This window comes from Aeromonas popoffii (assembly GCF_037818705.1).
Lineage (GTDB): Bacteria > Pseudomonadota > Gammaproteobacteria > Enterobacterales > Aeromonadaceae > Aeromonas > Aeromonas popoffii.
Genome location: NZ_CP149129.1, coordinates 4,225,001 through 4,250,877 on the forward strand (window position 1 = coordinate 4,225,001; position 25,877 = coordinate 4,250,877).

At 58.2% G+C, this 25,877-nt stretch carries 21 protein-coding genes and 1 pseudogene (1 of these 22 cut by a window edge); 11 read left to right on the forward strand and 11 right to left on the reverse strand.

Annotation, left to right across the window (positions count from 1 at the left end):
- A protein-coding gene (locus WJM78_RS19580) for a ribonuclease T2 family protein (RefSeq protein ID WP_339011175.1) crosses the window boundary here: on the reverse strand, nucleotides 1-101 show its beginning. It extends 550 nt beyond the left edge of the window; only the first 101 of its 651 coding nucleotides appear in the window; it begins with the start codon at nucleotides 99-101; the stop codon falls past the left edge of the window.
- A 235-nt stretch (nucleotides 102-336) separates the two neighbouring features.
- Here WJM78_RS19580 and WJM78_RS19585 point away from each other — a divergent pair, with 235 nt between their 5' ends.
- A complete protein-coding gene (locus WJM78_RS19585) occupies nucleotides 337-897 on the forward strand; it encodes a carbonate dehydratase (protein WP_042038913.1) in 561 nt (186 codons plus the stop codon).
- 80 nt (nucleotides 898-977) lie between these two features.
- Here the strand turns inward: WJM78_RS19585 and WJM78_RS19590 are convergent, their stop codons facing one another.
- Nucleotides 978-1,886 carry an S-adenosyl-l-methionine hydroxide adenosyltransferase family protein gene (locus WJM78_RS19590; protein WP_339011178.1) on the reverse strand — a complete coding sequence of 303 codons (909 nt, stop codon included), beginning with the start codon at nucleotides 1,884-1,886 and terminating at the stop codon, nucleotides 978-980.
- Nucleotides 1,887-2,334: 448 nt separating this feature from the next.
- On the opposite strand from WJM78_RS19590, the gene WJM78_RS19595 reads away from it, so the two are divergent.
- The 4 genes from WJM78_RS19595 to WJM78_RS19610 all read left to right on the forward strand — a co-directional run bounded on the left by WJM78_RS19595 (nucleotide 2,335) and on the right by WJM78_RS19610 (nucleotide 7,363).
- Nucleotides 2,335-2,490: a hypothetical protein gene (locus WJM78_RS19595; protein WP_339011180.1), complete on the forward strand. Its 156-nt coding sequence runs from the start codon at nucleotides 2,335-2,337 to the stop codon at nucleotides 2,488-2,490.
- A gap of 191 nt (nucleotides 2,491-2,681) precedes the next feature.
- The gene (locus tag WJM78_RS19600) at nucleotides 2,682-4,154 is read left to right on the forward strand and encodes a GGDEF domain-containing protein (RefSeq protein ID WP_339011181.1); all 1,473 of its coding nucleotides are present in this window, start codon (nucleotides 2,682-2,684) and stop codon (nucleotides 4,152-4,154) included.
- Nucleotides 4,155-4,252: 98 nt separating this feature from the next.
- Complete coding sequence (locus WJM78_RS19605) at nucleotides 4,253-5,497, forward strand: DEAD/DEAH box helicase (protein WP_339011183.1); 1,245 nt, start codon at nucleotides 4,253-4,255, stop codon at nucleotides 5,495-5,497.
- Nucleotides 5,498-5,938: 441 nt separating this feature from the next.
- Nucleotides 5,939-7,363 (forward strand): DASS family sodium-coupled anion symporter, encoded by a 1,425-nt coding sequence (locus tag WJM78_RS19610; RefSeq protein WP_287147010.1) that lies wholly within the window; start codon nucleotides 5,939-5,941, stop codon nucleotides 7,361-7,363.
- Between the two features lie 42 nt (nucleotides 7,364-7,405).
- Here the strand turns inward: WJM78_RS19610 and WJM78_RS19615 are convergent, their stop codons facing one another.
- Nucleotides 7,406-7,600 (reverse strand): hypothetical protein, encoded by a 195-nt coding sequence (locus WJM78_RS19615; protein WP_339011186.1) that lies wholly within the window; start codon nucleotides 7,598-7,600, stop codon nucleotides 7,406-7,408.
- An 809-nt stretch (nucleotides 7,601-8,409) separates the two neighbouring features.
- On the opposite strand from WJM78_RS19615, the gene WJM78_RS19620 reads away from it, so the two are divergent.
- Together WJM78_RS19620 and WJM78_RS19625 are read left to right on the forward strand one after the other, a co-directional pair.
- Entirely contained in the window at nucleotides 8,410-9,558 is a 1,149-nt protein-coding gene (locus tag WJM78_RS19620) for an AAA family ATPase (protein ID WP_339011188.1), read from the forward strand.
- Complete coding sequence (locus tag WJM78_RS19625; RefSeq protein WP_339011190.1) at nucleotides 9,555-10,046, forward strand: hypothetical protein; 492 nt, start codon at nucleotides 9,555-9,557, stop codon at nucleotides 10,044-10,046. The genes WJM78_RS19620 and WJM78_RS19625 overlap by 4 nt, the downstream gene beginning before the upstream one ends.
- Nucleotides 10,047-10,307: 261 nt before the next feature.
- Here WJM78_RS19625 and WJM78_RS19630 read toward each other — a convergent pair whose 3' ends face one another.
- Nucleotides 10,308-12,011 carry an amidase gene (locus tag WJM78_RS19630; protein ID WP_339011192.1) on the reverse strand — a complete coding sequence of 568 codons (1,704 nt, stop codon included), beginning with the start codon at nucleotides 12,009-12,011 and terminating at the stop codon, nucleotides 10,308-10,310.
- A gap of 269 nt (nucleotides 12,012-12,280) precedes the next feature.
- Nucleotides 12,281-13,378, reverse strand: a complete 1,098-nt coding sequence (gene aguA, locus WJM78_RS19635) for an agmatine deiminase (protein ID WP_339011194.1) — start codon at nucleotides 13,376-13,378, stop codon at nucleotides 12,281-12,283.
- A 202-nt stretch (nucleotides 13,379-13,580) separates the two neighbouring features.
- Here aguA and WJM78_RS19640 point away from each other — a divergent pair, with 202 nt between their 5' ends.
- On the forward strand, nucleotides 13,581-14,534 hold the full coding sequence (locus WJM78_RS19640) for a LysR family transcriptional regulator (RefSeq protein WP_339011196.1): 954 nt from the start codon (nucleotides 13,581-13,583) through the stop codon (nucleotides 14,532-14,534).
- Nucleotides 14,535-14,737: 203 nt separating this feature from the next.
- Here the strand turns inward: WJM78_RS19640 and WJM78_RS19645 are convergent, their stop codons facing one another.
- Nucleotides 14,738-15,304 carry a TetR/AcrR family transcriptional regulator gene (locus WJM78_RS19645; protein ID WP_042038898.1) on the reverse strand — a complete coding sequence of 189 codons (567 nt, stop codon included), beginning with the start codon at nucleotides 15,302-15,304 and terminating at the stop codon, nucleotides 14,738-14,740.
- A 187-nt stretch (nucleotides 15,305-15,491) separates the two neighbouring features.
- Between WJM78_RS19645 and WJM78_RS19650 the strand changes: the two genes are divergently transcribed.
- Nucleotides 15,492-16,529, forward strand: coding sequence for an alkene reductase (locus WJM78_RS19650; protein ID WP_339011200.1), 1,038 nt, complete (start codon nucleotides 15,492-15,494; stop codon nucleotides 16,527-16,529).
- 141 nt (nucleotides 16,530-16,670) lie between these two features.
- Nucleotides 16,671-17,582, forward strand: a complete 912-nt coding sequence (locus WJM78_RS19655) for a bifunctional helix-turn-helix transcriptional regulator/GNAT family N-acetyltransferase (RefSeq protein ID WP_108537156.1) — start codon at nucleotides 16,671-16,673, stop codon at nucleotides 17,580-17,582.
- Between the two features lie 47 nt (nucleotides 17,583-17,629).
- On the opposite strand, the gene WJM78_RS19660 is transcribed toward WJM78_RS19655, so the two are convergent.
- From WJM78_RS19660 to WJM78_RS19670, 3 genes are all read right to left on the reverse strand, one after another.
- A complete protein-coding gene (locus WJM78_RS19660) occupies nucleotides 17,630-18,073 on the reverse strand; it encodes a GNAT family N-acetyltransferase (RefSeq protein WP_108537155.1) in 444 nt (147 codons plus the stop codon).
- Nucleotides 18,074-18,251: 178 nt separating this feature from the next.
- Nucleotides 18,252-19,838, reverse strand: a complete 1,587-nt coding sequence (prfC, locus tag WJM78_RS19665) for a peptide chain release factor 3 (RefSeq protein WP_375134765.1) — start codon at nucleotides 19,836-19,838, stop codon at nucleotides 18,252-18,254.
- Between the two features lie 300 nt (nucleotides 19,839-20,138).
- On the reverse strand, nucleotides 20,139-22,019 hold the full coding sequence (locus tag WJM78_RS19670; RefSeq protein ID WP_339011205.1) for a diguanylate cyclase: 1,881 nt from the start codon (nucleotides 22,017-22,019) through the stop codon (nucleotides 20,139-20,141).
- A 225-nt stretch (nucleotides 22,020-22,244) separates the two neighbouring features.
- On the opposite strand from WJM78_RS19670, the pseudogene WJM78_RS19675 reads away from it, so the two are divergent.
- Nucleotides 22,245-22,502, forward strand: a pseudogene (locus tag WJM78_RS19675) (hypothetical protein); the annotation flags it as partial.
- A 92-nt stretch (nucleotides 22,503-22,594) separates the two neighbouring features.
- On the opposite strand, the gene viaA reads toward WJM78_RS19675, so the two are convergent.
- Together viaA and WJM78_RS19685 are read right to left on the reverse strand one after the other, a co-directional pair.
- Nucleotides 22,595-24,049 carry an ATPase RavA stimulator ViaA gene (gene viaA / locus WJM78_RS19680; protein WP_212513385.1) on the reverse strand — a complete coding sequence of 485 codons (1,455 nt, stop codon included), beginning with the start codon at nucleotides 24,047-24,049 and terminating at the stop codon, nucleotides 22,595-22,597.
- Complete coding sequence (locus WJM78_RS19685) at nucleotides 24,050-25,675, reverse strand: ATPase RavA domain-containing protein (RefSeq protein ID WP_108535507.1); 1,626 nt, start codon at nucleotides 25,673-25,675, stop codon at nucleotides 24,050-24,052.
- Nucleotides 25,676-25,877 lie beyond the last annotated feature (202 nt).

A 25,877-nucleotide genomic window follows, 5' to 3' on the forward strand; every position in this document is an offset into this window, starting at 1 on the left:
GCATAATAGTCAAACTCGCCCGCCTCCCCCTTGGCCTGCACGGCAGAAGAGAACAAGGGGGAGAAAAGCAGGGTGCCGAGCAGGACAACAATCTTCTTCATCTTGGGTATCCAGCGTTATATCAACAGAGTACCAGGCGGGCCACACGGCCCGTTCGGCAGAAATCATGCTCCCATAATTTGCGCGTCGGGAACACCCCGACAAAATACGTGCACGACCCCTAGGGTCAGACCAGTCAGGGGTTCCCCCTCCCCGCCCACAGGCGTAAGCTGACCCACCGGCAGGCCTGTGGCCTCGCCCTTTCCCCATCCGATTTCATCTTCAACAGGATGCAACATGATCCGCAAGAATCCTTCCGGCCACCTGCCGGTCATCGACGAATCAGCCTATATCGACAAGACTGCCATCATCTGTGGCAAGGTGATCATCAAGGAAAATGTGTTTGTCGGCCCCTATGCGGTGATCCGCGCCGACGAGGTGGATGCCAACGGCGAGATGGAACCCATCGTCATAGGCGCCAACTCCAACATTCAGGACGGGGTGGTGATCCACTCCAAGTCCGGTGCCGCCGTCACCATCGGCGAGTACACCTCCATCGCCCATCGCTCAATCGTGCACGGCCCGTGCGAAGTCGGTAACCGGGTCTTCATCGGCTTCAACAGCGTACTGTTCAACTGTCACATAGGTGAAGGTTCAGTGGTACGCCACAACTCGGTGGTGGATGGTTGCGATCTGCCGCCCGGCTTCTATGTGCCCTCCACCACCCGCATCAACCAGCAGAGCGATCTGGCCGAGATCCCCAGAGTCACAGTGGATGCCACCGAGTTCTCCGAGGACGTGGCCCACACCAATATCGATCTGGTCAAAGGGTACAAGGCACTCTCGAACGAGTTCTGATCCGTTTCTTTATTATCAGACAACCAAACGGGCGCCGAAGCGCCCGTTGCTATTTCTATCTCTGCTTATATCTGTACGGATCAGGAGCACTTCTTCAGGCTGATATGCCAGTTGGCGCCCGACTGCACCTGATGCTTGGCGGCGAAGCTATCCATATTGAGAGCAACCGACACCTGCAGCAGGCTGTTGAGGTAGATCAGCGGCTGGCCTTCTGCTACATCGCCAAAGCTGCTGACATAGGGCGCCTTGCCGTCGAACTTGACCACATCCCCTTCGCTGATCTTGATGCAGGCGCTGTCTCCCTTGTTGATCCCCGCCTGGGTCAGCAGGGCATCATCGATATTGGTCCAGACATTGCCGTACTGCACATCGAGGATCGGGATGGTGCCCTTGAGGGTGCCATCCTTGTCAGCAACTGCTGGCTGATAGGGGATCTTCACCACTTCGGAGGGCAGTTTCGGGCCAACCTGCTCGTAGCTGATGGCACCGGAGGCAAGCCGTGCACCTGTGTAGGCATACACATCGCGGCCATGGAAGGTATAGGACTTCTCGGAGCCCTTGAGGCGATTGAGTTTCTCATCGATCTGGCGCACCGCCTCGATGCCAAAGTGCTCGGCCACCAGCGTCAAGGTGCCGTTATCCGGGGTGACGATGTAGTGGCCGCTCTTGGTCTTGAGCACCACCGAGTGGCGGTCGGTGCCCACACCAGGATCCACCACGCTGACAAACACAGTGCCTTTGGGCCAATACTGCAAGGTCTGGTAGAGACGGTAAGAGGCTTCCCAAATGTTGTAGGCCGGGATCTCGTGGGTCAGGTCATAGAGCGGCAAGTTGCGATCCACTCCGAAGGCGACTCCCTTCATAGCCGATACGGCGCCATCCTTGAGACCGAAATCGGTCTGGATCACCAGCGCTTCGTTGGCGGCGGCAATGCCGCTGGCCAGCATGAGGGCGAGCGCGATGGCGCGGGGAGCGGTGCGAATATCCATATCTGAACTCCTGAATCATCTGAGGATAGCGAAACGGCATCCGCCATTTGGACATCCAGACTGCCATCTGTGGATTTTTTTGCAAGGGGTTTGCATCAAAGTGAGCTGTGACGCGCAGAAAATGTGCTCACCCAACGGCAACGGCAACGGCAACGGCAACGGCAACGGCAACGGCAACGGCAACGGCAACGGCAACGGCAGAAGTATCAAGGGCAGAATGAGAACAGGTTTACAACACAGGAGCTCAGCATCATGGCACAGCCGCACCCGAGACGAGGACCCCGCTGCTGGAGATTGGTGAACAGAGCAGCCAAGTCTGGCTGAATCAGCCTGATACCGCCCTGTTACCATTCCAGCTGGCCTTCGGCACTCACGCCATCCAGCCCGGACCGTTTCGCAACGCGCAGCCAGCCGTCATTGGCCGAAGTGCTGGGGCAGCCGGGATCTGGTGGAGCAGGCCTTCGGCCAGCTGGCCGCCATGGAGGAAGGGGATCCCCTCGCCGCCAGCCAGTTGCCCCGCGACGAGCACTTCGCCGCCGTGCTGCGGATCGTCAGGGAGTGGCTGCCCCCTCTTGCGAGCGAGAGCGTGCTGATCGTCGAGTAGCTGGCCGCGCCATGGCTAATCAGGTCATGGCCCTCGGGAATAAGCGTCCGCCCATTGCCAGTGACAGACCCGGGTGTTGGCAATGACCGATGCCTGCCGATTCTCCCGGACTTGCTTTGACGTATACTCCAGCTAGTCTGGCGACCTACCAACCATATCCCCCCACGTTCACTCCGGAGACTCCCCTGAGAATGGCTTGGCATAAGGTTCGAATCGAACATCCCAAACTGACGCTGCTGGGGGCAACTCTGCTAATACTGACCGGATTGGGCGCCGTGTTCTATTACACCTATCAGAGTCTCCGGCACGATATGAATCTCATCACCGCCAAGCAGAAGAACGTGTTCGACGTTTTCTACCAGCGGGCCAAGATCCTTGAAGTGGAGAACATGATCCGCTACGCCGATCTGCACCTAGAGCAGGATATCCCCGCCCCGGTGAGCGGGCCAGACACCGACTACCTCTATGGCTTCGACCTGAAAACCCAACAGCGTTTTGCCAATATTCCGCTGCAATATCCGGCCGCCAACCTGCTCAATACCTTCCGTTATGCCCTCTCCGACCCGGAGGTAGACAACATCTATACCCTCTGGAATGACTATCGTTTGATCGGCATGGTGGGCAATGAACCGCTGATCCCGGATGAATTGCCGCCGATGAAGATTAATCTGATGACGATTCCGGCCTGGTACCATTATTTTGGCTGCATCAGCTTTGAGATTAAACGCACCCTTTGCAGCCAAGATGAGGCATTTGTTTCCGATATCAAGGTCAACAATTTCAGCAGGCGCCATACCATTGCAATGTTCTTTCCCTTTCTCTATCCATCAGGGCAAGGTGACTATAAATACGGGCTACTCGGGATCAACATCGTCGTCAACGAAGCGTTCGAAGATGTACTGTTACCCTTCACCAATATCAACCCGACCCGCACCGCCGTTTCATTCAACGTTGCCGAACCCTGTCGTCCCTTCCATCTCTGCCTGCAAAAGCCACTGATGCGCACCAAGACGGGGACAGATCTCTATCTGAAGTGGTCCTACTCCTGGCTCGACTTCATCAAACTGACACTGCACAGCGTCGCCTTCGATATCTATCTTATCGTCCTGCTGTTGCTGATGGTCACCTGGAAACAGCTCTACCTGCGGCTGCGCACTCTGGCTCACACCGACCACCTGACCCGACTGCCACGGCGAGACATCCTCAACCAGAGGCTGCTGCACGAGCACGACTACCTGATGATCCTCGATATTGACAACTTCAAGTCGATCAACGATCTGCATGGCCATAGCATCGGCGATGCCGCGCTCACCGCCTTTGCGCGTTACCTCAAGGGCAACATTCGCAAGATCGATACCGCCATTCGCTGGGGAGGGGAGGAGTTTATCGTGCTGTTTCGGGGGATGGGGAATGACGACATGATGAGCCAATCGGCCAAACGCTTGCTAACAAGGCCCCTGCAGATCCCCGAACTGCCTGATCCCATCACCTTTTCTGCCGGGGTGATCCGCATCCGCGACTACCTGACGGTCACAGAAGCGGTCCATCTGGCCGACGAACTGCTCTATCACGTCAAACAGCACGGCAAGCACAACATCGCCTGCTACGAGGGCACAACGATCCGGCTGATCCGCCCGTTGCCGGACGAAGCCGAGTCTGCATAGCCACCTTCTGCCGATCCCCCTGCATCTGTTACCATCGCGGCCACGATGACTGTTTCTGTCGTGGCCGATGGCCGCGATAACCCCACACTGGTGCCCCTATGTCCATTGCCTCCTTTGCCGAACTGGCCCTCTCCCCCCGTCTGCAGCAGACCCTGAGCGAGCTCGGCTATGCCGCGCCCACCCCCATTCAGGCCCGCGCTATTCCCACTATTTTGGCGGGGCGGGATCTGATGGCAGGTGCCCAGACCGGCACCGGCAAAACCGCCGCCTTTGTGCTGCCGCTGCTGGAACAGTTGCTGCAACAACCGCAAGAGGGATCCCCCCGCCCGATCCGCGCGCTGATACTGGTGCCGACCCGCGAGCTGGCGGTGCAGGTCTTTGATAGCGTGGCGCGCTACGGTCAGGGCACCAGCCTCACCAGCACCCTGGTCTACGGCGGGGTGAGCATTGCCGCCCAAGTGGAGGCGCTTCAACAAGGCGTGGATATCCTGATCGCCACCCCGGGGCGGCTGCTTGACCATCTGCGGCAAGGAGCCTTGAGCCTTGGGAGCCTCAGCCATCTGGTGTTTGACGAGGCGGATCGCATGCTCGACATGGGCTTTATGGACGAGATCAAGGCACTGCTGAAACAGATCCCGGCGGATCGCCAGACCCTGCTGTTTTCGGCCACCTGCGATGACAACCTGTTTGCCCTCTGCAAGGTGCTGCTGCGCGACCCTGAGCTGATTGAAGTGGCACCGCGCAACACCACGGCGGCCGAGGTGGAGCAGCGGGTCTATGCGGTGGATGGCGAGCGCAAGGTGGCGTTGGTGGAGCACCTGATCAAGGTGAAAGGGTGGGCGCCGGTGCTGATCTTCAGCCGCACCCGTCAGGGGGCCGACAAGCTGGCCCAGCAGCTCGGCAAGGCGGGCATCAATGCGCTCGCCTTCCACGGCGATTTGTCGCAAAGGGCGCGGGAAAAGGTGCTGCTGGCGTTTCGCGCCGGCACCCTGCAGGCGCTGGTGGCCACCGACGTGGCGGCCCGCGGCCTCGATATCTTGGATCTCAACTATGTGATTAACCTCGAATTCCCCTTTGTGGCCGAGGATTACGTCCATCGCATCGGTCGCACCGGCCGCGCCGGCAACAAAGGGCTCGCCATCACCTTGTTCAGCCCGGAAGATACGCCGCTGTTGGAGAAGGTGGAAGCGGTGCTCGACACTCGCCTGCCCCAGCAATGGTTCCCGGGCTTTGAGCCAGATCTGACCCGCTTTGAGCCCGAGCCGCGCCGCAACGGCAAGGCCGCCCAGAAGCAGCGCGCCAGAAAGCAAGCGCTCTCTGGCAACAAGGGTGGCAAGCGTTAAGCCGCATCAATACCCCCGACAAAAACGCCCGCACGGGCGTTTTTTGTTATTCGATACAAGCCAACTCCCCCTTGGCGACCCACTGCGCCAGCCACACCTTGAAGGCGAAACCGATAACGATGCTGACCAGCTAGGCCCACATCCCGGTGATAAAGGCCTGCTTCAGCCGAACGAGGGATTTATATTGCATATCAATTGCTTATTACTACAACGCCAGAGAGGAAAAGATCTTATGGGAGGATCCGCATTGATAACACCCCTCTTTAGGTCAGCCATCAAGCGCCCTCACATCGCTATTTATCAGGGCCACCCCCACCCTCTATGTCACCAGCAACTCCTTTGGCATGATTGTTACATTAGGAATCTTTCAACTCCCCTTTTATAGTGTGGGTTCAAATGCAACTTCAATCGCTAACCTCGATACATCAAATAAGAGATCTCATGAAAAAAATCACGCCCCCCCGGTTAGCCGCACTCTGCATAGTGTTGCTAGCGGCCCTCTGTTGGTCACTCCCCACTCCGACCGGGCTCGCTCCGGCGGCCTATCACACGGCCATTCTGTTTATCGCCACCATTCTGGTCATCGTGACCAACATAGCGCCGACCGGCTATATCGCCATTATCTCTCTGACCCTCTATGCCGTACTGCGCGCCGGTGGCGAAGCGACCCCCAAGGCGGCCATTGACGGTGCACTGGTCGATTTCAACCATCCGTTGATCTGGCTGATCGTGATCGCCTTCATGATCGCCAGCGCCTTTGCCAAGACCGGGCTCGGCAAGCGTATCGCCTTGTTGCTGCTCAGCCGCTTTGGCCAATCCACCCTGCGCTCCGCCTACTGTCTGGCGGTGGCCGACTTTATTCTGGCCCCTGCCACTCCGAGCAATACGGCGCGCGCGGCCATTGTCGCCCCCATTGCCAACTCGCTGGCCAAAACCATCAACAAGGATGACCGCAAGCTGGGCCAGTTCCTGCTCTCCAGCGTCAGCGCCATGAATGACGCCTCGGCGGTCGCCTTCAGCACCGGTTTTGCCGGTAATCTGGCACTGGTGGGCATTGCCGCCAGCGTCGCGGGCATGGCCATCGGATTTCGGGACTGGGCGCTCTACCTGCTGCCACCGGCCATCGGCCTGTTGCTGGTCATCCCATTTGTGCTCTATCTGGTGATCCGGCCCGAAACCCGTGACACGCCGGATGCCCCGCGCTTCGCCCGGGAAGAGCTGGCCAAAATGGGCCCCCTCTCCCGCCACGAGAAGAGCCTGCTGGGTGTGTTTGTCGGGCTGGTCGTGCTCTGGGTCGGTGGCAGCACGTTGGGACTGGATGCCACGACCGTCGCCTTTCTCGGTCTGGCCGCCCTGCTGCTGCTCGGCGTACTGAATTGGGATGATGTCAAAGGCAACAGCGCCGCCTTCGATACCCTGATCTGGTTCAGCGTGCTGATGGGGATGGCCGACAACCTGAAACGGGTTGGTTTCACCGGTTGGCTGGGTGATGAACTCTCCCACTTTATGCACAACATGCTGGGCGGTTTTGGCACCATCCCCATGCTACTGGTGGTGATGGGTCTCTACCTGTTTACCTCCTATGCCTTTGCCTCGGCCACCGCCAAGGTCGTTGCGCTGGCACCCGTGATTGCCGGTGCCCTGCTGGCGGTCGGCGTGCCCAAGGAGATGGTGATCTTCAGCATCGCCGCCATCACCAACGTGGGCTGTAACCTGGCAACCTACTCCCACGCCCGCATCCCGCTGTTGCTGGGGATGGGTTACCACACCAGCGCGGAGTGGATGCGCATCGGTCTGGTGATCGCCCTGGTGGGCTTTGCCGTGGTGATGTCTATCGGTTTGACCTGGTGGCAATTCCTGATCTGACACCATGAGGGCCCATCACGGGCCCTCATCCATTGATGCCTCTCAAGCTCCGGCATCCGCCTTGATGAGATCGTGGTAGTGATCAATCAGCTCGGGGCCGTGCAGCGGTGAGTCGTGACCACCGATCACCGTCTTGATCGGCAGCGTCATCCCTTTAAGCCGCGCCAGCGACCGGGGATAGATCTTCACATCGGTAAAGCCCAGATTGCCCAGCGTCTCCTTGAAGTAACCTTTCATCCTCTTGCTCCCTCGACAGATCCAGCCCCTTGCCCCCCAGTGGCAAACCGGGCCTTTTACGCAGTAAGCAGAAGATACGGGGGATGTGTGAGGGGAAAATCGGCTGCTGTGACGACAAGGTGAAGTCTGGAGGAAGTCAGGAGCGAACCAAGAAAAATTGCGGTTGGTAGTGCGAGGAATGGAGAGAGGTAAAGGCTCACCCCATACCATCACCGCCGTGATGTAGGGACGATTAGCGCAGCGTAATCGTCCGCATACCACCGCGCACCGAGTCATGGCAAAACAGGCAGGAAACTCTGGATATCAGCGGCTTCTCGAAGACCTCCCTTTCGCGATCGTCCGAATACGCTTCGCTATTCGAACCTACAACACAGATAGCGACTCCTCACCCTAACCCTCTCCCGAGGGAGAGGGGATGGCCCGAGCCAATTCCAAAGCCCCATCCCCACCCGTGCCTCGCACGTAAAGCACTGTCAGCTGAACCGTTTTGCTCCCTTCTCCCCTTGCGGGAGAAGGGTCGGGGATGAGGGGGAGGTAACAATAAGTCCCATCATGTAGGGTCGATTAGCGCAGCGTCATCGTCCGCATAACGCCGCGCACCTAGTCATGGCAAGCAAGGTAGGAAACTCTGGATGTCTACGGCTTCTCGGCCACCTTTCGCGATCGTCCAAATACGCTTCGCTATTCGAACCCACGCCACCTTAAGCAAGACTTTTGTCACGTTAAGACAAAAAAAAACAGATAAGACTTTATTGTTTCTTTGCACTCTGATATTTTATTAATAAATCTGATCAAATAGAGTCTACACAATGTTATTAGAATATGGCGTTAAAAATTTTTTCTGCTTCTACGAAGGAGTAAACGTATCCTTCAAATTGCCTGCAAACTGCCCTGATAATATATCAATGGGGAATGATATCTCTAATATTTTATGCTTAAAGGGTAAAAATGGATCGGGTAAAACCAACTTATTAAAAGGCTTATCTTTTCTAGGTGAGTTTTGTACAAACTCATTCTCCTATAAACCCGACGAAAAAATAATTTTAGAGAACTTTTATAATAATAATGAAGACACGGAGTTTTATATCGAATTCAGAGTAGATAACATCACTTACATTTATGAGTTGACTTTAAACAAAGAACATGTGGTTAAAGAGACTTTATTTAGAAAGGAAAGAAGAAAATCTAAAATAATAGAGAGAGATGGTGATAGGTTTTCTTTACTGACCTCTGAGTTCTCTCAACTAAAAAACATAAAACTCAGAAAGAATGCATCATTTATTAGTATTGCTAATCAATATGATTTTGATGAGTTAGAGGCACTCACAATTGTTTATATGTTCTTTAATAGCATTATAAGCAACGTTATTCATATTGGGCTTTCTGAGTGGAGTCCAAGCATTGATGTTGTGAGTGAAATGTATTTTCATGACCCCGACATGCTAGAGTTTGCAAAAAATATAATAATAGCTTGTGACACTGGGATATCAAACATTGAAATACTTAAGAAAAAAGATAGTAATGATGAAGAGCGATTTATACCGGTCTTTACTCATACAGTTAAAGGAATTAACAAGAAAATTTTATTCCAGACTGAATCAAGTGGAACGAAATCACTTTTCATCCAACTTGCAAAATATAAATGCATTCTAGATATAGGCGGCATTCTTTGTCTGGATGAGTTTGATATAAATCTTCACCCTCATATTTTACCGGTGCTATTATCTTTGTTCTTAGATAAGAAAACCAATACAAATCAATCTCAAATAATATTTACCACACATAACTCAGAAATAATAGACTTTTTGGGTAGATATAGAACCTATATTGTAGAAAAGACCGAGAATGAAAGTTTTGCATACAGATTAGATGAAATATCCGGTGATATTTTGAGAAATGACAGACCAATATTGCCTATCTATAACTCAGGGAAAATTGGTGGAGTCCCTAAGCTATGAGCTTCATAAATACAAGAAAGAATGCATTCCTAGAATCTATACCGAAGGTCAGCATTGAAGATAAATGTGACTATATCGCAAGGAAATGCAAATTTAATCTTTCTTATTTTGATCATACTCAAGAACCAGCACAAAACTTTTCTGACTGGTCAAATGAACAATTACTAAAGCTTTTATGGAAACTTCATGAGTATAGTAAAGAGTCTTTACTTCACTGGCAAAAAATGCCTGTTGGGAAGAAAAGCGGGCATGTTTTAGAAATATACGAAAGCTTTCCTAACAAATCTGATTTTTCACATCCCAAGCACGTTCCTCATCAAGCACAGTGGGGACGATTTAGACTAGAAGGAAGTGTTAGGCTAGTTGGTTTTACTATCCCTGATGATTTTAAAAACATAGAGCAAAACTCTTCAGGATTTAAATTTTGCACCAATACATTCTATGTTGTATTTTTAGATAAAGACCATCGCTTCTATAAAACAAAATAAAATGCCACATCATTTTGATATGTGAGCCACGCATCATTGACGGCTCACATATTATTGATATAAATGGCTATTTATAGTGAATGAAATGCACATTACTCAGAGCCAAATTCTATTTATGGATAGGTAAACACCTCTACATTTTTACCGATTATGACCCCAACATTTTCTCTGTCTTCTGACGCAAAAAAAGACCACCCGCATCACAAGTGGTCTTTTGGTTTATAGCGAGATAAGCCCAAAATAATTAATTACTAATGGCGATCACCCCAACGGCGGCGTACGCGGCGGCACCCTGCGCTTGCTGCCGGTGGACTCAAAGGCCGAGGCAACGCGCAGCAGGTTATTGTCGTCATAGGCGCGACCGGCGAAGGTCAGGCCCACCGGCATACCGATATCGGCCATGACGCCCATGGGGACGGTGACGGTCGGCACGCCGAGATGGCGAATGGCGAGGTTGCCGTTGGCAACCCAGATACCGTTGCTCCAGGCGATATCGGCGGAGGCCGGATTCACATCCGCATCAGCCGGGGCGACGTCAGCGACGGTCGGGAACAGCACGGCGTCGAGCTTGAGCCCGTCCATCCAATCTTCCAGATCCAGCTTGCGGGTCTGCTCCAGAGCGCGCAGGCCGTCCGGCACTGTGGGGATCTCGTCAAAGCGCTTGATGCCACGCTTGGCCATCTTGACGTACTCGTCCATGCCCGCCGCCAGATCGCCCTCGCGATTCGGCAGGGTGCCCGGATCGTGGGGGAAGATCTTCGGCCCATCCACATCGGCCAGCTTGTTGAGTTTGGGATCGCCGTTGGCGCGCAGGAAGTCATCGAACGCCCAGCCGGAGAGCTCCCACAGCTCGTCGTTGAGAAACTCCGGGCTCACGATGCCGCGATTGAACACGGTCGGCGCGCCGGGTCGGTCCCCTTCGCAGTTGGAAACCAGCGGGAAGTCCACTTCGACGACGATGGCGCCAGCCGCTTCCAGCGCCTGACGGGCCTGCTCCCACAGGGCGATCACGGCCTCGCGGGTATGGATACGCTGACCGGTCGGGCCACCGATGCCGGGATTTTCGCTGGTGCCGGCCAGTTCATCCTTGTTGATAAACATGCGCGGCACGCCGAGGCGCTTGCCCTTGAGGGCATCGGGCTTGGCAGCCAGCTCCAGATAGGAAGCCGGACGCACCTCTGAGGCCTTGGGCAGCTGCACCCAGGGCTGCAGGCGCCACAGATCGCCACGGGGATCGCTATCGTCGGCCACCACTACATCCAGCACTTCCAGCAGATCACTCATGGTGCGGGCATAAGGCACCACCACGTCCATGGTCGGGGTCAGCGGCCAGTTGCCGCGCACCGAGATGACGCCACGTGATGGTGTGTAGGCACACAGACCGTTGTTGGAAGCAGGTCCTCGGCCGCTTGACCAGGTCTCTTCAGCCAGACCAAAGGCGGAGAAGCTGGCGGCGGTGGCAGTACCAGCACCGTTGGAAGAACCAGAAGCAAACGGCGCGGTCAGGTAGTCGGCGTTATAGGGACTCTCGGCACGGCCATAGACGCCGCGCTGCATGCCGCCATTGGCCATCGGCGGCATATTGGTTTTGCCGAGGCAGATGGCACCGGCAGCACGCAGCCGCTCAACGGTAAAGGCATCGCGCTGGGCCACCAGATCCTTGAAGGCCGGGCTGCCGGAGGCGGCAGTCAGCCCCTTGACCAGATAGCTGTCTTTGGCGGTGTAGGGGATGCCGTCGAGCGGGCTCAGGGTCTCGCCACGGGCGCGGCGAGCATCGGACGCTTGCGCCTCTTTCAGCGCATCGGGATTGTGCACCACCACGGCATTGAGGCGGGTTTGTGTCTCGGGGCCGTTGTAGGCCTCGATACGGGCCAGATAGGCCTTGACCAGTTCGACCGCTGTGGTGCGGCCTGATCCGAGCGCGCCGCGCAGCTCGGCAATGGAAACCTCTGTCACTTCGATCATGGGGATCTCCTGTAAAAGGGTGACTGTTTGTCATGATGATCGCCGCATCAGCGCCTTCGACCATCACACCATCAAGAGAGAAAACCCCACAGTGTGGGGTTTTGAATACCAACTGGAACCGGTTTACGACCCGTCGCGAGAGGCTGTCAGCAAGGTGAAGAGCAGCACAGGAACCGGAGCGTATAAACATACGTGAGCCCTCGGTTTCACATAAGCGAGCAGCACATGAGCCTTGATCACGGCCTCGCAGCAGGATCGTCATCCGGTTCTTACTGGCCGGAGGGGATCTGTTGTGTAATGCAGTGGATATTGCCACCGCCCAGCAGGATCTCGCGAGCCGGTACGCCGATCACTGTGTGCTCCGGAAAGATCTCTTCCAGCATGCGCTGGGCTTCGCCATCGGTGGCGGCATCCAGCAGCGGGTAGACGATGCGATCGTTGGTGATGAGGAAGTTCACATAAGAACCGGCCAGGCGGCCTTCTGCTTCGCGCGGCACACCGCTGCCGCTCTCGACACCGGCAGACTCCTCTTCGGTGCAGTAGAGCGGGCCCGGCTGGGGCAGCTTCCACACTTTCAGCTTGCGACCCTTGGCATCGACCGCTGCTTCCAGCACCTTGAGGGCGGCCACGGAGCGGGCGTACTGGGGATCGTTCTCATCGTCAGTCCAGTGCAGGGCCACTTCACCCGGACGCACGAAGCAGCACATGTTGTCGATGTGGCCGTCGGTTTCATCCATATAGACGCCTTCATCCAGCCAGATAAAGCTGGTGACGCCCAGATAGTCGCGCAGGTGGGCTTCGATCTGCGCTTTGCTCAGGTGCGGGTTGCGGTTTTCATTGAGCAGGCACTCGGCGCTGGTCAGGCAGGTGCCTTCGCCATCGACGTGGATGGAGCCCCCTTCCAGAATGAGCGGCGCGTCGTAACGCGCCATCTCGTGCTGTGCCAGCATCTGGGCCGCCACTTTTTCGTCCTGATCCCAGGGGTAATAGAGCCCCCCCTTGTGGCCGCCCCAGGCGTTGAAGCCCCAATCCACCCCACGGCACTCCCCTGCGGCGTTGGTGACTATGGTCGGGCCTGTATCGCGGGCCCAGCAGTCATCGCTGTTCATTTCGACCAGGGTCACGTGGGCGGGCATGATGGCGCGGGCCTGCGCCATAAACTGCGCGGGCACCCCCATAAAGACCGGGGTGGCTTGCCCAATGGCATCCGCCACCTTGGCGAAGGTGGCTTGCGCGAAGCGACCGGCCTCACGCCAGTTGTCAGGGCGAAACGGCCAGATCATCCAGACGGCCTGCTGGTGCGCCCACTCGGCGGGCATGGTGAAGCCGTCGGCAACTGGGGTGGAGTTGATCGTCTTGATGCTCATCGCAATATCCTTGCGGGCCTGTGATGGCGATGCACGCCTCACAGGGCCGGTAAGAGGGAAAACGGGCGGGCCCCACCCCGGCAGCGTGCCGAACGGGCGCCCCCTGGAAAAAATAAGCGTGGCCCGCAGTGTAAGAAGTTGCGCACCCATCCATCAAATGAATAGGATGGATTGTCCCATAAACACTGCCAATGACCCCACCATGAAACTACACCAGCTCGACCTCAATCTGCTGCTCGCCTTTGACGCCCTGATGGCACACGGCAGCGTCACCCGCGCCGCCGAGACACTTTTTATCAGCCAGCCCGCCATGAGCCACGCCCTCGGTCGGCTGCGCACCTTCTTCGGCGATCCGCTGCTGGTGCGTACCCCGCAGGGGATGCTGCCCACCCCACGTGCCCAGCGGCTGCATCTGGGGGTGCAGCAGGCACTGCGACTGCTGGAGCAGCAGCTCTCCGACGAGGAGGTGTTCGAGCCGATCAAGTCCAAACGGCGCTTCGTGCTCTGCACCACGGATTACGTGGAGTGCGTGCTGATCCCGCCCCTCATTCAGCGTCTCAAGGGGCTGGCGCCGGGGGTCACCATCGAGATCCGCATCCTGCGCGATACCTTGCCGGAGGCGGAGCTGGCGAGCGGCGAAATCGATCTGGTGCTGGGCTTTGACGAATACATGCAGGTGCCGGGGTATCTGGGCAAGGAGACCTGGCTCACCGAGCCGCTGGCCGGGCTGGTGCGCGCCGATCTGCCGATTGCCAAGTCGGCCCCCGCCGGGACCGAGGGTGACCCCTCCCAGTGGCTGGAGCGCATCACCCTGCAGCAGCTTATCGCCATGCCCCATGTGTTCCACTCGCCCCTTGGCACCTCGGAGGCGAGCCTGGACCGCTATTTGCAGGGCCTCGGCCACGGCCGCACCATCTCGGTCAACAGCCAGAGCTATATGTCCGCCGCCGCCATCGTCAGCCAAAGCGACCACCTGCTGGTGCTGCCCAGCATGGTGGCCGATCTGCTCGCCAACCACTGGCCGCTCAAAAGCCTGCCCTTGCCTGCGGATGTGCCCGACTACCACCTCAACTGCGTCTGGCATCCCGTTCACGCGCAACAGCCCGCACTGGTGTGGCTCAAAGATTTGATGAAAGAGCTGGTGGGGCCGCGGTGACACTGCTGCGTCTGGCATGCCCCATCGGCATGCCCAACAACCCGCGCTGGTGTGGCTGAAAGATGTGATGAAGGAGCTGGTGAGCCCGAGATAGACACATTCCCCCTCTGATGGAATCGGGTAATCCAAAGGGGAGGGTAGCGCCCCTCATCCCCCCCCTTCTCCCGCGAGGGGAGAAGGATACACACAACCCAGCGGCTGGCTTATGCCCGCAGGGCCGTCATCAGCTGGGTGACGACGCCATCGAGCAGGGCGCGGTCGGGGCGGCACTGGGCGAAGGTGACCAGGCCCTGAATGTTGATCAGCAGGAAGGCGGTCAGGGTCGGGATGTCGCGGTCGGCCATCAACTCCCCGCGCTGCCGGGCAAGATTCAGGAGCTGCGCCAGATCGGCCTCCAGCTCGGCATAGATAGCCTTGAGGCGCAGGTGCAGCTCTTCGTCCTGCTCCGCCAGCTCCATCAGGGTGCGCGTCACCAGACAGGTGCCACACAGAGCATCGTTCACTATCTGGCTGAGGTAGGCCTGTATCCCCGCCAGCGGGCTCTGGCCAGCAAAGAAGCCACGACGCAGCGCGCTTTTTTCCTGCACATAGTGATCGACCGCCGCCAGCAGCAGGCCGCGTTTGTTGCCAAACGCCGCGTAGAGGCTGCCCGGATGCAATCCGGTCGCCGCCACCAGCTCCTGCATGGTGGTCTTGGCGTAACCCTTGGCCCGAAATGCCTCCATGGCATTTCGCAAGACGTCGTCCCGGTTGAACTCGGCGCTGCGCATGGTTTCTCCGTTGAACAAGCGATCACCGGCGAAAGGCCGATGAGAGGGAAACAAAAAGGGCGGCAAGTTTACCCCAGCGGGCAGGCAAGACCAACCCATCTTGAATGCTTGTTCAAAAAAGACTTGCACACAAAACAAAAAACGTCTTGAATGCTCGTTCAAGAATCACTCCCTCAGGACGACGCTCATGAATACCCTGTTTCAAGCCTATCGCCTCAACGACACCCTCACGCTCGCGAATCGCTTCATGATGGCCCCCCTCACCCGTTGCATGGCAGGCCCGGGCCTGGTGCCCACCGAGCAGATGGCCGCCTATTACGCCCGGCGTGCCGATATCGGCCTCATCATCTCCGAAGCGACCATCATTCGTCCCGATGGCCAGGGCTATCCCAACACCCCGGGGATCTACAGCCCGGAGCAGATCGCAGGCTGGAAAAACGTCACCCGCGCCGTGCACGCCAAGGGCGGCAAGATCTTCGCCCAGCTGTGGCACGTGGGTCGCCTCTCCCACCCCTTCTTCCACCATGGCGAGGTGCTGGCACCATCCGCCGTCGCCCATAAGGGCACAGTACCGCGCATGCGCGAGCTGGAGTATCAGGTGCCCCGTTCCCTGACAGTGGCCGAGATAGGCCAGCTGGCCGAGGATTATGCCCAGGCCGCCGCCAACGCTATCGAGGCGGGCTTCGACGGGGTGGAGATCCACGGCGCCAACGGCTACCTCATCGACCAGTTCCTGCATCACACCACCAACCTGCGCACCGACAATTACGGTGGCAGCCCGGAGAAGATGAGCCGTTTCGCACTGGGCGTCGTGGATGCGGTCAACGCCCGCATCGGATCCGAGCGGGTGGGCCTGCGCCTCTCCCCCGGTGCCTATGTGCACCTTGAGGGTGACCAGCGGGATCGCGCCGTGTTCGATTATCTGCTGGCCGAGCTGAACCAGCGTGCCCTGGCCTATGTGCACCTGGGCATCTTCGATGACAGCCTCACCTTCGACTATCTGGATGGTCGCGCCTCCGACTACCTGCGCGCCCACTACGACGGTCATCTGGTGGGCGTCGGCAACTACAACGCCGACACTGCCCTGGATGCCATCAAGGCCAACCGCTTCGATCTCGTCGCCATCGGCCGCCCGCTGATCGCCAACCCGGACTACCTCGCCAAAGTGCAGAAGGGCGAGGCATTGATCCCCTATGCCGACGCCATGCTGGCAGAGCTGGTGTAAGCAGGCCAACCCTGCATTCTGGTTATCCAACGCACTGTTTGGGGCCTTTTGGGCCCCTTTTTTATGTGCAAAAAAAAGGTTGCGCATTACAACCAATTGGTTGTTTTAGTTGTCAATGACAACCAAATAGGAAACCCTGATATGGATCCCCGTCCCCTGCGCGCCCTGTCGCGCGATCTGGTGCGCGAACTCGGCATGCTCTCTCAACAGTGCGGCGAGCTGGCATTGACCCCGCTCGAAGCCCATCTGCTGATCGAGCTGGAGAGCGGCCCCGCCACCAACCAGCAGCTGGCAGAACGGCTGCGCATCGACAAATCCAACGCCAGCCGTCCGCTGGCGCGACTCGCCGAGCGCGAGCTCATCAGCTGGCACCCGCACCCCTCCGACGGACGCAGCAAGGAGGCGCGCCTCACTATCGCCGGCCAGGCCCAGCTGCGGGACCTGCACCAGGAGATGGACAACGCCATGGAAGAGACCCTGGCCCAGCTCACCCTGAGCGAACGCGAGCAGCTGTGGGCCGGCCTGCACCTCTACCGCAGCGCCCTCTCCCGCACCCGCCGTCAGCAGGGCTACCGCATCCGTCCCATCACCGCCGCCGACAACCCCCATATCGCCAACGTGGTGCGCGCCGTCTCCGCCGAATACGGCCTCACCGCCGACAAGGGCTATGGCGTGGCCGACCCTGACCTCGATCGGCTGCACGAGACCTACCAAGGGGAGAAGAGCCGCTACTGGGTGATTGAAGGGCCCGATGGCACCATTCTGGGCGGCGGCGGTATCGCGCCGCTGGCGGGGGAAGAGGATCAGGTCTGCGAACTGCAGAAGATGTACTTCATGCCTTCCCTGCGCGGACTGGGGCTGGGACGACGACTGGTGTTGCAGGCACTGGACGAGGCACGCACCCTGGGTTACCAGCGCTGCTATCTGGAAACCACCGAGGTATTGCGCGAGGCGACCACGCTCTACGAATCCCTCGGCTTCGCACACCTGCCGGGGCCGCTCGGCCGCACCGGCCACGGGGATTGCGAGATCTGTATGGCCAAGGCGCTGTAGCGGCGGTCGCCTCCTTCTTAGACCTTCTCCCGTCAGGGGAGAAGTACCTAAACCCGTTGGGCATAGTGGTCAAAGGCAGTGATCTTTTGATACCCCTCTGATTCATAGAGTAATTTAGCGGGATGATTAGATATGCCCGTGGCCAGCTTTACGGTCAGCGCATCTGTCTCTTTGGCAAAACTTGCTACCCGTTTTAGCAGGGCCCTCGCCACTCCCTGCTGACGGGCCGACTCGACAACATAGAGATCGTTGAGATACCACATCCGCTTCATTGCAACGGAAGAGAATGCGGGATAAAGCTGGGTAAAACCGATGCTTTTCCCCATCTCATTGCGAGCAAGAAAGATGACCGAATCGGCGGCGGTGAGGCGCTCGGCAATGAAGCCGGTCGCGGCACTATGATCCGGTACCTGCCCATAAAACTGGCGGTAGGCATCAAACAACTGACTGGTTTCTTCAAGATGGGCCGGGGTGGCTTGGAGAATGTGCATGCTATGTCCTTATTGCTGATCTTTCCGAAATCTTCATGACGAAGCGAAATCCTATGTTGGTTTCGTATGGAAAAACAATGGGATATTGTGATCAGGAAGGGAATGATGGCCATGTAAAAAGAGACCCCGCCGAAGCGGGGTCTCTTTTATCGTCAACCGACAGGCCAGCAAGCCGTTATCAGTGCTCGCGAGTCTGACGGAAGTGAACGTCCGGGTGACGCTCCTGAGACAGACGCAGGTTGACCATGGTCGGGGCTATGTAGGTGAGGTTGTCACCGCCATCCAGCGCCAGGTTCAGCTCGTTCTTGCGCTTGAACTCCTCGAACTTCTTGACGTCGGTCCCTTCCACCCAGCGGGCGGTGGAGACGTTGACGGCTTCGTAAATAGCTTCGACGTTGTACTCGCTCTTCAGACGCGACACCACCACGTCAAACTGCAGCACACCGACCGCGCCAACGATCAGATCGTTGCTGATGAGCGGACGGAACACCTGCACCGCCCCCTCTTCGGAAAGCTGAACCAGTCCCTTGAGCAGCTGCTTCTGCTTGAGCGGATCGCGCAGGCGAATGCGGCGGAACAGCTCGGGGGCGAAGTTCGGGATACCGGTGAACTTGAGATCTTCACCCTGAGTGAAGGTGTCACCGATCTGGATGGTGCCGTGGTTGTGCAGACCTATGATGTCACCGGCACAGGCTTCAACAGCCTGCTCGCGATCACCGGCCATAAAGGTCACGGCATCGGAGATGTTCACATCCTTGCCGATCCGCACATGGCGCATCTTCATGCCCTTGGAGTAGGTGCCTGACACGATGCGCATAAAGGCGATACGGTCGCGGTGTTTCGGATCCATGTTTGCCTGGATCTTGAACACGAAGCCGGAGAATTTCTCCTCGGTCGCCTCAACCAGACGGCTCTCGGCCTTGCGCGGCATAGGCGCAGGGGCCCAGTCGGTCAGGCCATCCAGCATGTGGTCGACGCCGAAGTTACCGAGCGCAGTACCGAAGAACACCGGCGTCATCTCGCCGGCGATAAAAGCCTCGTGATCGAACTCGGGAGAGGCGCCCTGCACCAGCTCCAGTTCGCCACGCAGTTGGGCGGCCAGGTCTTCGCCGATGGCGGCGTCCAGCTCGGGGTTATGCAGCCCCTTGACTACCCGCTTCTCCTGAATGGTGTGGCCCTGACCAGTCTGATACAGATAGGTCTCGTCCTTGTAGAGGTGATAGACACCCTTGAAGGATTTACCACAGCTGATAGGCCAGGTAATGGGGGCGCACATGATCTTCAGCTCACGCTCCACCTCGTCCATCACTTCCATCGGGTCGCGTACTTCGCGGTCCATCTTGTTCATGAAAGTGAGGATCGGGGTGTCACGCAGCCGGGTCACTTCCATCAGCTTGCGGGTCCGGTCTTCAACACCTTTGGCGGCATCAATGACCATCAGGCAGCAGTCGACCGCCGTCAGGGTACGGTAGGTATCTTCGGAGAAGTCCTCGTGACCCGGGGTGTCGAGCAGGTTGACCAGGCAGTTGGAGTAGGGGAACTGCATCACCGAGGTGGTGATGGAGATACCGCGCTGCTTCTCCATCTCCATCCAGTCGGATTTGGCGTGCTGACCTGAGCCACGGCCCTTGACGGTACCGGCGCGCTGAATGGCCTGTCCGAACAGCAGGACTTTTTCGGTGATGGTGGTTTTACCCGCATCCGGGTGCGAGATGATCGCAAAAGTGCGTCTCTTGGAGACTTCACTCAGAAATTCAGCTGACATAATTCAACGTTCTTCTATTGAGCGATGGCATTTGCCACCGTGGGAATACATCCGGGATGCCGCATTCGACTCACGGCACATTTGCATGTATGCGGCATCGAGTCCGCCGGCATACACAGGACTGCAAGCAACTAACGCCACGCGGGCTGACATCGAGGTCAACCGGGTGGAACAGGGGAGGCTGGTTGCATTACATGGGTCTTCTCGCCTGAGTCAAAGCAAAATTGCGCGACATTATACCCGCGCGAGTGAAAAATACCCAGCCCGGCTTAGGGCCGTTCGCAAAGGGTGCCGGGCGACCTACTCGGCCCGCATCACCCGGTTGCGGCCAGCCTGTTTGGCCCTGTACATGGCCTCGTCGGCTCGCTGGATCAGCCCCCCCAGGCTGTCGTCGAGGGGGTGGTATTGGGCACAGCCTATGCTGACGTGCACCGGATGCGCCTGTGGCATCCCCTCGATGCGCAGCTGGGAGACCCGATGGCGGATCCGCTCCGCGACCTCGGCCGCTTCCGCCATGCAGATGTCGGGCAACAGAACCAGAAATTCCTCGCCACCATTGCGCCCCACCCTGTCCAGGGGGCGCAGCTGGGCGGCGATGCACCTGGCAACGGCTGCCAGCACCTGATCCCCCATGTGGTGGCCCAGCCTGTCGTTCACCTGCTTGAAGTGGTCTATGTCCAGGAGCAGCACGCTGAGCGGCTTGCCATTGTCTCTGGCCTGCCTGAACCACTCCTCACCCTTGGCCTGGATCTGACGGCGGTTGTGGATGCCGGTGAGGTCATCGGTCATGGCGAGCTGGCGCAGCTTGCGAGAGCGCTTGAAAAGATACAGCACCAGCATGCCCATAATCACCAGTAACAGTATCACCACTGCATATTGCCATTGCCGCCGCTCCTGAAGCTGCTTTAACTGCTCGGCCTGAAGCAGCTGCCGGGTCTTGAGGGTCTGATTCTCCAGATCCTTGCGCGCCAGATCGAACTCCAGGCGGATCTGGGCCGAACGCTGTTCGTTAAGCAAATCATCCAGCTCGCTCTTTACCCGCACATACTGCTGGAGCGCCGCCAATGCACCATTCACCTGGCCCTGCTGCTCAAGAATTCTGGCCCTGGCCTGATAGATCCAGGCAAGAAAGCGCTGGTTCTGTTCCTGACTGAAGATGGATTCAGCCCGTGCCAGATAGTGCAGTGCCTGGTCGCCCTCCTTTTTGGCCTCCAGTGTCAATCCCATCACCAGTTGCCAGAGCCCCAACGTAGCTTCATCCGTATCTTCTTCATATCGATAGAGGACGGGCTTGGCCTGCTCCAACTTGATCAGCGCCTCGTCAATCCGGTTTAGATTCAGCAGGCTCCAAGCCAACTCGACCCTGATCCAGGCCAGATCCATTTCCCGTTGCTCCTGACGGTAATAACGTTCAGCCGCTTCGAGCAGAGGCAGGGCCTGTGCATAACGGTCCTCATCGGTATAAAGAATGGCCAGTAGGGTACCCACATCGATGAGGCTGTTCTGATCGTGTCGCTGCTGATAAGCCTGCATCACCTCTTCAAAATACTCGTGGGCACGCACGTATATCCCCATGCGCCGATAGGTGTTGGCAATCTGTGCCAGCACCTTCAATCTCAACCCCTCCTGCCCCAGCGAGACATACCCATCATAGGCGGCAAGCAGGTCTATCAACCCCTGCGACAGCACCCCCTGATAGGCAAACATGTCACCCCGATAGCTGAGCGCATCGCTTTTCAGACGGGGGTCATCAAGTGCCTCGGCCAGTCGCAGGGCAGCATCATAATCTGCCTTGGCTTGTGTCATATTGCCCAGCATCTGCTGATTGAAGCCCCGACAGATAAAGAGCCCGGCCTCCGTCTGTCTGTCATCCTGTCTACGAGCCACCGCCAGTTGCTGACTGGCGAAGGCGATGGTCATCTCATATTCGCTGGTGCGCTCGGCATCACGCGCCCAGCACTGCAAACGGGTGATACGACCCTGCAACGGTTGTGAGTAGCTGTCCCGATGGGCGGCCAACGCGGCTACCCGCAGCCGGAACACGCGCGGGGGAAGCGCATCATTTTCCAACTGGCTCAACTCCCCGACCAGTGCAGGCTCAGGCAAAGGGCCCCGGGCCGCCCACACAGGTGTCATCCACCCTGCGAGCAAGAGCAGCGGTATCAGACAAAGTGAAGCCATTGTATGAATCATGAGAAGAAACAAGCTCATTGCGGCGCAAACGTGGACTCATCATATCGCTCCTTGGGGGGCTCGCCAGCAAAACCTGTTGATACAGCCCGACCCGGGTCAGAAACCTGCCCGATGCAAGACGAGAGGCGGACAGCAATATCATTTTGTCGCTCTTTACAGGCCCACAGCCAGCATCGACTATAAGCGGCATTTATCACCGGGAAGAGTGCCCTCATGACACACGAAGAGCTGCAGGCTGCCTATGACAAGCTGCTGCAGGAGAATGGGCGACTGAAGCGGCTGGCCGAGGATGCGCGGGAGAAGCTGGATGCCGCCATGGATGGCACAGGCCTGTGCATCTGGCAGAATCACGTCCTCACCGGCAAGCTCATCATCTTCAACCGGCGCTGGGGCTCGTCCATCAGCCCGGTGTCTGAACATGGTCAAATGGGCTGCGGCCCCATCACCTTGACCGCGCGAATAGCGACGTGGCTGCGGGGGAAACCGTCACGCCGCCGGTGTGGCTGGCGCTTGGCCTTCTGTGTGTCGGGATAGTGCTGGCCAGTCTGCCAGCACGGTGCGTGTCAGCTACGCTGCCAGCGGCGCAACAGGCGACCGCGCAGACCGCAGTCGAGTAGCCAGCTTTTATCGAACACCCGCAGCAACGCCGGCTTGGCGTGGCGTGACATGGCAACGGCGTTGAACCGGGTACCGCGGCCACGCTGACGGTCCATCAGCTCCACCAGCGAGGCAGGCAGGCGCTGAGCAATAAAGTCGGAGATCACCAGTACATCCGCCAGCTCGAAACCGGGTGCCTGTAACTGGTGCAGGGATGCGCTCAGGCAGGGCAGCAGATCCGTGCCGCCATTGAAGGTCATGGCCAGAAAACGCTGCGCCTCATCGAGGCCATCGGCATCGGTCAACTCGAAGGTCGCCACATCGGTGGAGAAGAGCATCACAAAGCAGCGCCGCTGCTCGGTCAGGGCAAGCTGCAACAGCGCCAGTGCCAGCGCCTTGGCGCACTGCTCAGGGTAACCGCCCATGGAGCCGGACGTATCGATACAGACAATCACTGGCCCCATGGGCTGCAGCTCCTGATCACCCCGGGCCGTGGTACGGGGCAGCAACTGATGCCTCGGCAAGGTGCCCCTGGTCTGATAACTGAGCAGGCGGCGCTCCAGATAGCGGCGGTAGAACTCCAGCTCCAGTTCGGGAACCCCCAGCATCACGGCTTCACTCGGCAGCATCCTCATCAGATCATTGGCCGGGTGGATCCCGACCAGATCATCGGGCACATCGTCACTTAACACCGGCTCCTGGATCAGGGTGGGCTGGGGTGGCTGGGGTCGTTGCAACTGCTCGTTATCGTGCAAACTGCGCCCCATGCTGTCGGCGATCTCCTGCAACATGGGCTCTTTACCCAACATGGCGGCGTATTGACGGATCAGCACCAGAGAAGCAGGCTGCCAGCGCCCCTGAGCCAGGTTCCACAAACCACCGGCCGTGCGCCGCTGGGGATCCAGCACTTGCTCCAACTCCTCGCTGGCGCCAATCTGATCTTCCAGCTCCTGCTGCAACCTGAGCCGCTCCGCCTCGGCCAGCTCCTGCTGCAAGCGCAGCAAGGCCCCCACCAGACTGGTTCGCCACCGATCAAGCAGCAATCGTCTGGCCCCTTCAGTGGGATGGTCCACCAACTGATGAGCCAGCTGACGTCCCTCGTCGGCAAAATCACTGCCCCGCTCCAGAGCACTGAGCAGGGTGGGCAACTCGGTCACCAGCTGGGCGAGATAAAGGGAAATGAAGTGCTGGTAGAGCAGAAATTCCTGCTCCAGCGTCGAAGGCACAGGGGTATGGGCTATGGTGTCATTCACCTGATGGCGCCAGCGCTGCAGCCGCTGTTTCAGGGAACGGCCCTGTGCCTTGCCTACCCGGATAAAACGGGAGATCTGGGTGCTCGCCAACAGGGCAACCACCATTTCAGTCACCATCTCCCCTTCCGAGAGCGCCAGCAGGGCGCTCATGGTGCCAATCTCGATCATTTACCCCGGCTCCCCGCACAACAGTGGCAAGCGCTGTTGCCACTGAGCCAGCAGATCGGCGGTTTGGTCAAGTTCACGGGCCTGGGTGAAAAAGCCTTCCTCAATGGTCACCAGCCAATGCGAGCCAAGAAAATGGTGAGGCTGGTGATCATCAAAGCGATGACGCTGACGGCGCAACTCGGTGCGCAGGGCCACCAGTTGTTCACTCAGAGTGGCCAGCGTCTGGTACCAGGGAGCGCTTATCAGCCCGGGCAAAGGCTCACGGCACACCAGCACCAGAGGAATGGGATGACGCTGGCTGTCGAGCAGGTTGAGACGCTGGCTGCTGTCGAGCTCAAGCTCCAGGGTCAACCCTGTCTTGCTGCCCGCGGGATGAAAGAGCACCTTGTCGCCACCAAACTGCCAGTGACCCAGTACCACTTTGTCACACTCCAGTGTCTCTACCAGCAGATCCGGCTCCTCCGGGCTAAGCCGGGCAGGGGTGAGCAGGTGCAACTGGATTTGCAAGCCACGCGCCCCTTCCTTGCGGGCCTCATCCAGCGGCAATTGCCACCCCTTGCTGCGCTTGCCCAGCATCCCCCTGTGGGGCTCGGCCTTGAGTGCCAACCGGGCACTTATTTGTTGTTGCAACGCCTGTAAGGCCGAGGTGATGGCCATATGACGGGCAATCAGTGACTGCTGCCGGTAACAGTGCAGACGGGCAAACTCTTCCATCAGCGTCAGCAAGGCGGTACGACTCTCTGCGTTATGCCAGAGACAATCTTTCAGCAACAGCAGATCCAGCGGTGCCACCTCCCGCCTGCCATGGAAGAAAGCACTGGCCTTGCACAGGCGTACCGCCTTTTTCCAACGCCGATCCGAAACGTAGCAAGGCTCATCGCCCATGCTGTCGAGCCGCTGCCGCAATTGATAGACAAGTTCGAACACCTCGTCGGGCAGCACCACTTGCTCTATCTGCTGTTGCCACAACTCATACTCCTCACTCCTGACTTGCAGGGCGGGAGAGAGGTGACGGGGAGAGACGCCATCACTGGACAACATGGCCTGGAAGTTGGCCTTCTCCTGCACCCTGTCCATCCAGACGCGCACCAGCATGCGATCGTAGAGAGCTTCCAGCCCGCTGTCCGGCGCCGGCAGCTCGTTGGAGGCGGTCACCAGCAGCCGCATGGGGATGGGGTGCTGGCTGTCGCCGTTGCGAAACTGTCGCTCGTTGATGGCGGTGAGCAGGGTGTTGAGGATGGCGGGGCCCGCCTTCCAGATCTCGTCGAGGAACACCACCTCGGCTTCCGGCAGGTAGCCCGTGGTCAAGCGCAGGTACTTGCCATCCTCCTTCAGCGCCTGAATGGAGAGGGGGCCGAACACCTCCTCCGGCGTACTGAAGCGGGTCATCAGGTATTCGAAGTGACGCGCCTCGTGGAAGGCCAGCTTGAGACGGCGGGCGATCAGGCTCTTGGCGATACCGGGTGGGCCCAGCAGGAAGACACTCTCGCCGCTGAGGGCAGCCAGCAGACCGAGCCGCAGGGCATCCTGGCGCTCATACAATCCTTCTCCGAGTGCCGACAGCAGGCCTGGCAAGCGTTCATGAATGGGGGCAAGGCAAAGATTCTGTTGTGCTAAAGGTGGCATAAGCGCACTTCCGATACTGGGGTTGTCTGGAACCGGCACACCCGCAACTCGGTCGAATGTTCCCTGTTCTGCTGATTGTATTGTGTCGAGGCCACCTGCGGACAAAACCGTCTGGCGCATAGGCGCTGGGCCACCACTCCTGGCTAAAACATACCGCAAAAGATGCAGCAAAACGCGTTCGAGTGTACCCTGCGCAGAGCTT

Excerpts from the sequence above, each read along its gene's own strand:
- WJM78_RS19685 (WP_108535507.1), bottom strand. The coding sequence starts at position 25,675 with ATGCCACCTTTAGCACAACAGAATCTTTGCCTTGCCCCCATTCATGAA.
- prfC (WP_375134765.1), bottom strand. The coding sequence starts at position 19,838 with ATGTCAGCTGAATTTCTGAGTGAAGTCTCCAAGAGACGCACTTTTGCG.
- WJM78_RS19640 (WP_339011196.1), top strand. The coding sequence starts at position 13,581 with ATGAAACTACACCAGCTCGACCTCAATCTGCTGCTCGCCTTTGACGCC.
- WJM78_RS19625 (WP_339011190.1), top strand. The coding sequence starts at position 9,555 with ATGAGCTTCATAAATACAAGAAAGAATGCATTCCTAGAATCTATACCG.
- WJM78_RS19670 (WP_339011205.1), bottom strand. The coding sequence starts at position 22,019 with ATGGCTTCACTTTGTCTGATACCGCTGCTCTTGCTCGCAGGGTGGATG.
- WJM78_RS19615 (WP_339011186.1), bottom strand. The coding sequence starts at position 7,600 with ATGAAAGGTTACTTCAAGGAGACGCTGGGCAATCTGGGCTTTACCGAT.
- viaA (WP_212513385.1), bottom strand. The coding sequence starts at position 24,049 with ATGATCGAGATTGGCACCATGAGCGCCCTGCTGGCGCTCTCGGAAGGG.
- WJM78_RS19590 (WP_339011178.1), bottom strand. The coding sequence starts at position 1,886 with ATGGATATTCGCACCGCTCCCCGCGCCATCGCGCTCGCCCTCATGCTG.
- aguA (WP_339011194.1), bottom strand. The coding sequence starts at position 13,378 with ATGAGCATCAAGACGATCAACTCCACCCCAGTTGCCGACGGCTTCACC.
- WJM78_RS19630 (WP_339011192.1), bottom strand. The coding sequence starts at position 12,011 with ATGATCGAAGTGACAGAGGTTTCCATTGCCGAGCTGCGCGGCGCGCTC.
- WJM78_RS19610 (WP_287147010.1), top strand. The coding sequence starts at position 5,939 with ATGAAAAAAATCACGCCCCCCCGGTTAGCCGCACTCTGCATAGTGTTG.
- WJM78_RS19600 (WP_339011181.1), top strand. The coding sequence starts at position 2,682 with ATGGCTTGGCATAAGGTTCGAATCGAACATCCCAAACTGACGCTGCTG.
- WJM78_RS19585 (WP_042038913.1), top strand. The coding sequence starts at position 337 with ATGATCCGCAAGAATCCTTCCGGCCACCTGCCGGTCATCGACGAATCA.
- WJM78_RS19620 (WP_339011188.1), top strand. The coding sequence starts at position 8,410 with ATGTTATTAGAATATGGCGTTAAAAATTTTTTCTGCTTCTACGAAGGA.
- WJM78_RS19605 (WP_339011183.1), top strand. The coding sequence starts at position 4,253 with ATGTCCATTGCCTCCTTTGCCGAACTGGCCCTCTCCCCCCGTCTGCAG.
- WJM78_RS19655 (WP_108537156.1), top strand. The coding sequence starts at position 16,671 with ATGGATCCCCGTCCCCTGCGCGCCCTGTCGCGCGATCTGGTGCGCGAA.
- WJM78_RS19660 (WP_108537155.1), bottom strand. The coding sequence starts at position 18,073 with ATGCACATTCTCCAAGCCACCCCGGCCCATCTTGAAGAAACCAGTCAG.
- WJM78_RS19650 (WP_339011200.1), top strand. The coding sequence starts at position 15,492 with ATGAATACCCTGTTTCAAGCCTATCGCCTCAACGACACCCTCACGCTC.
- WJM78_RS19645 (WP_042038898.1), bottom strand. The coding sequence starts at position 15,304 with ATGCGCAGCGCCGAGTTCAACCGGGACGACGTCTTGCGAAATGCCATG.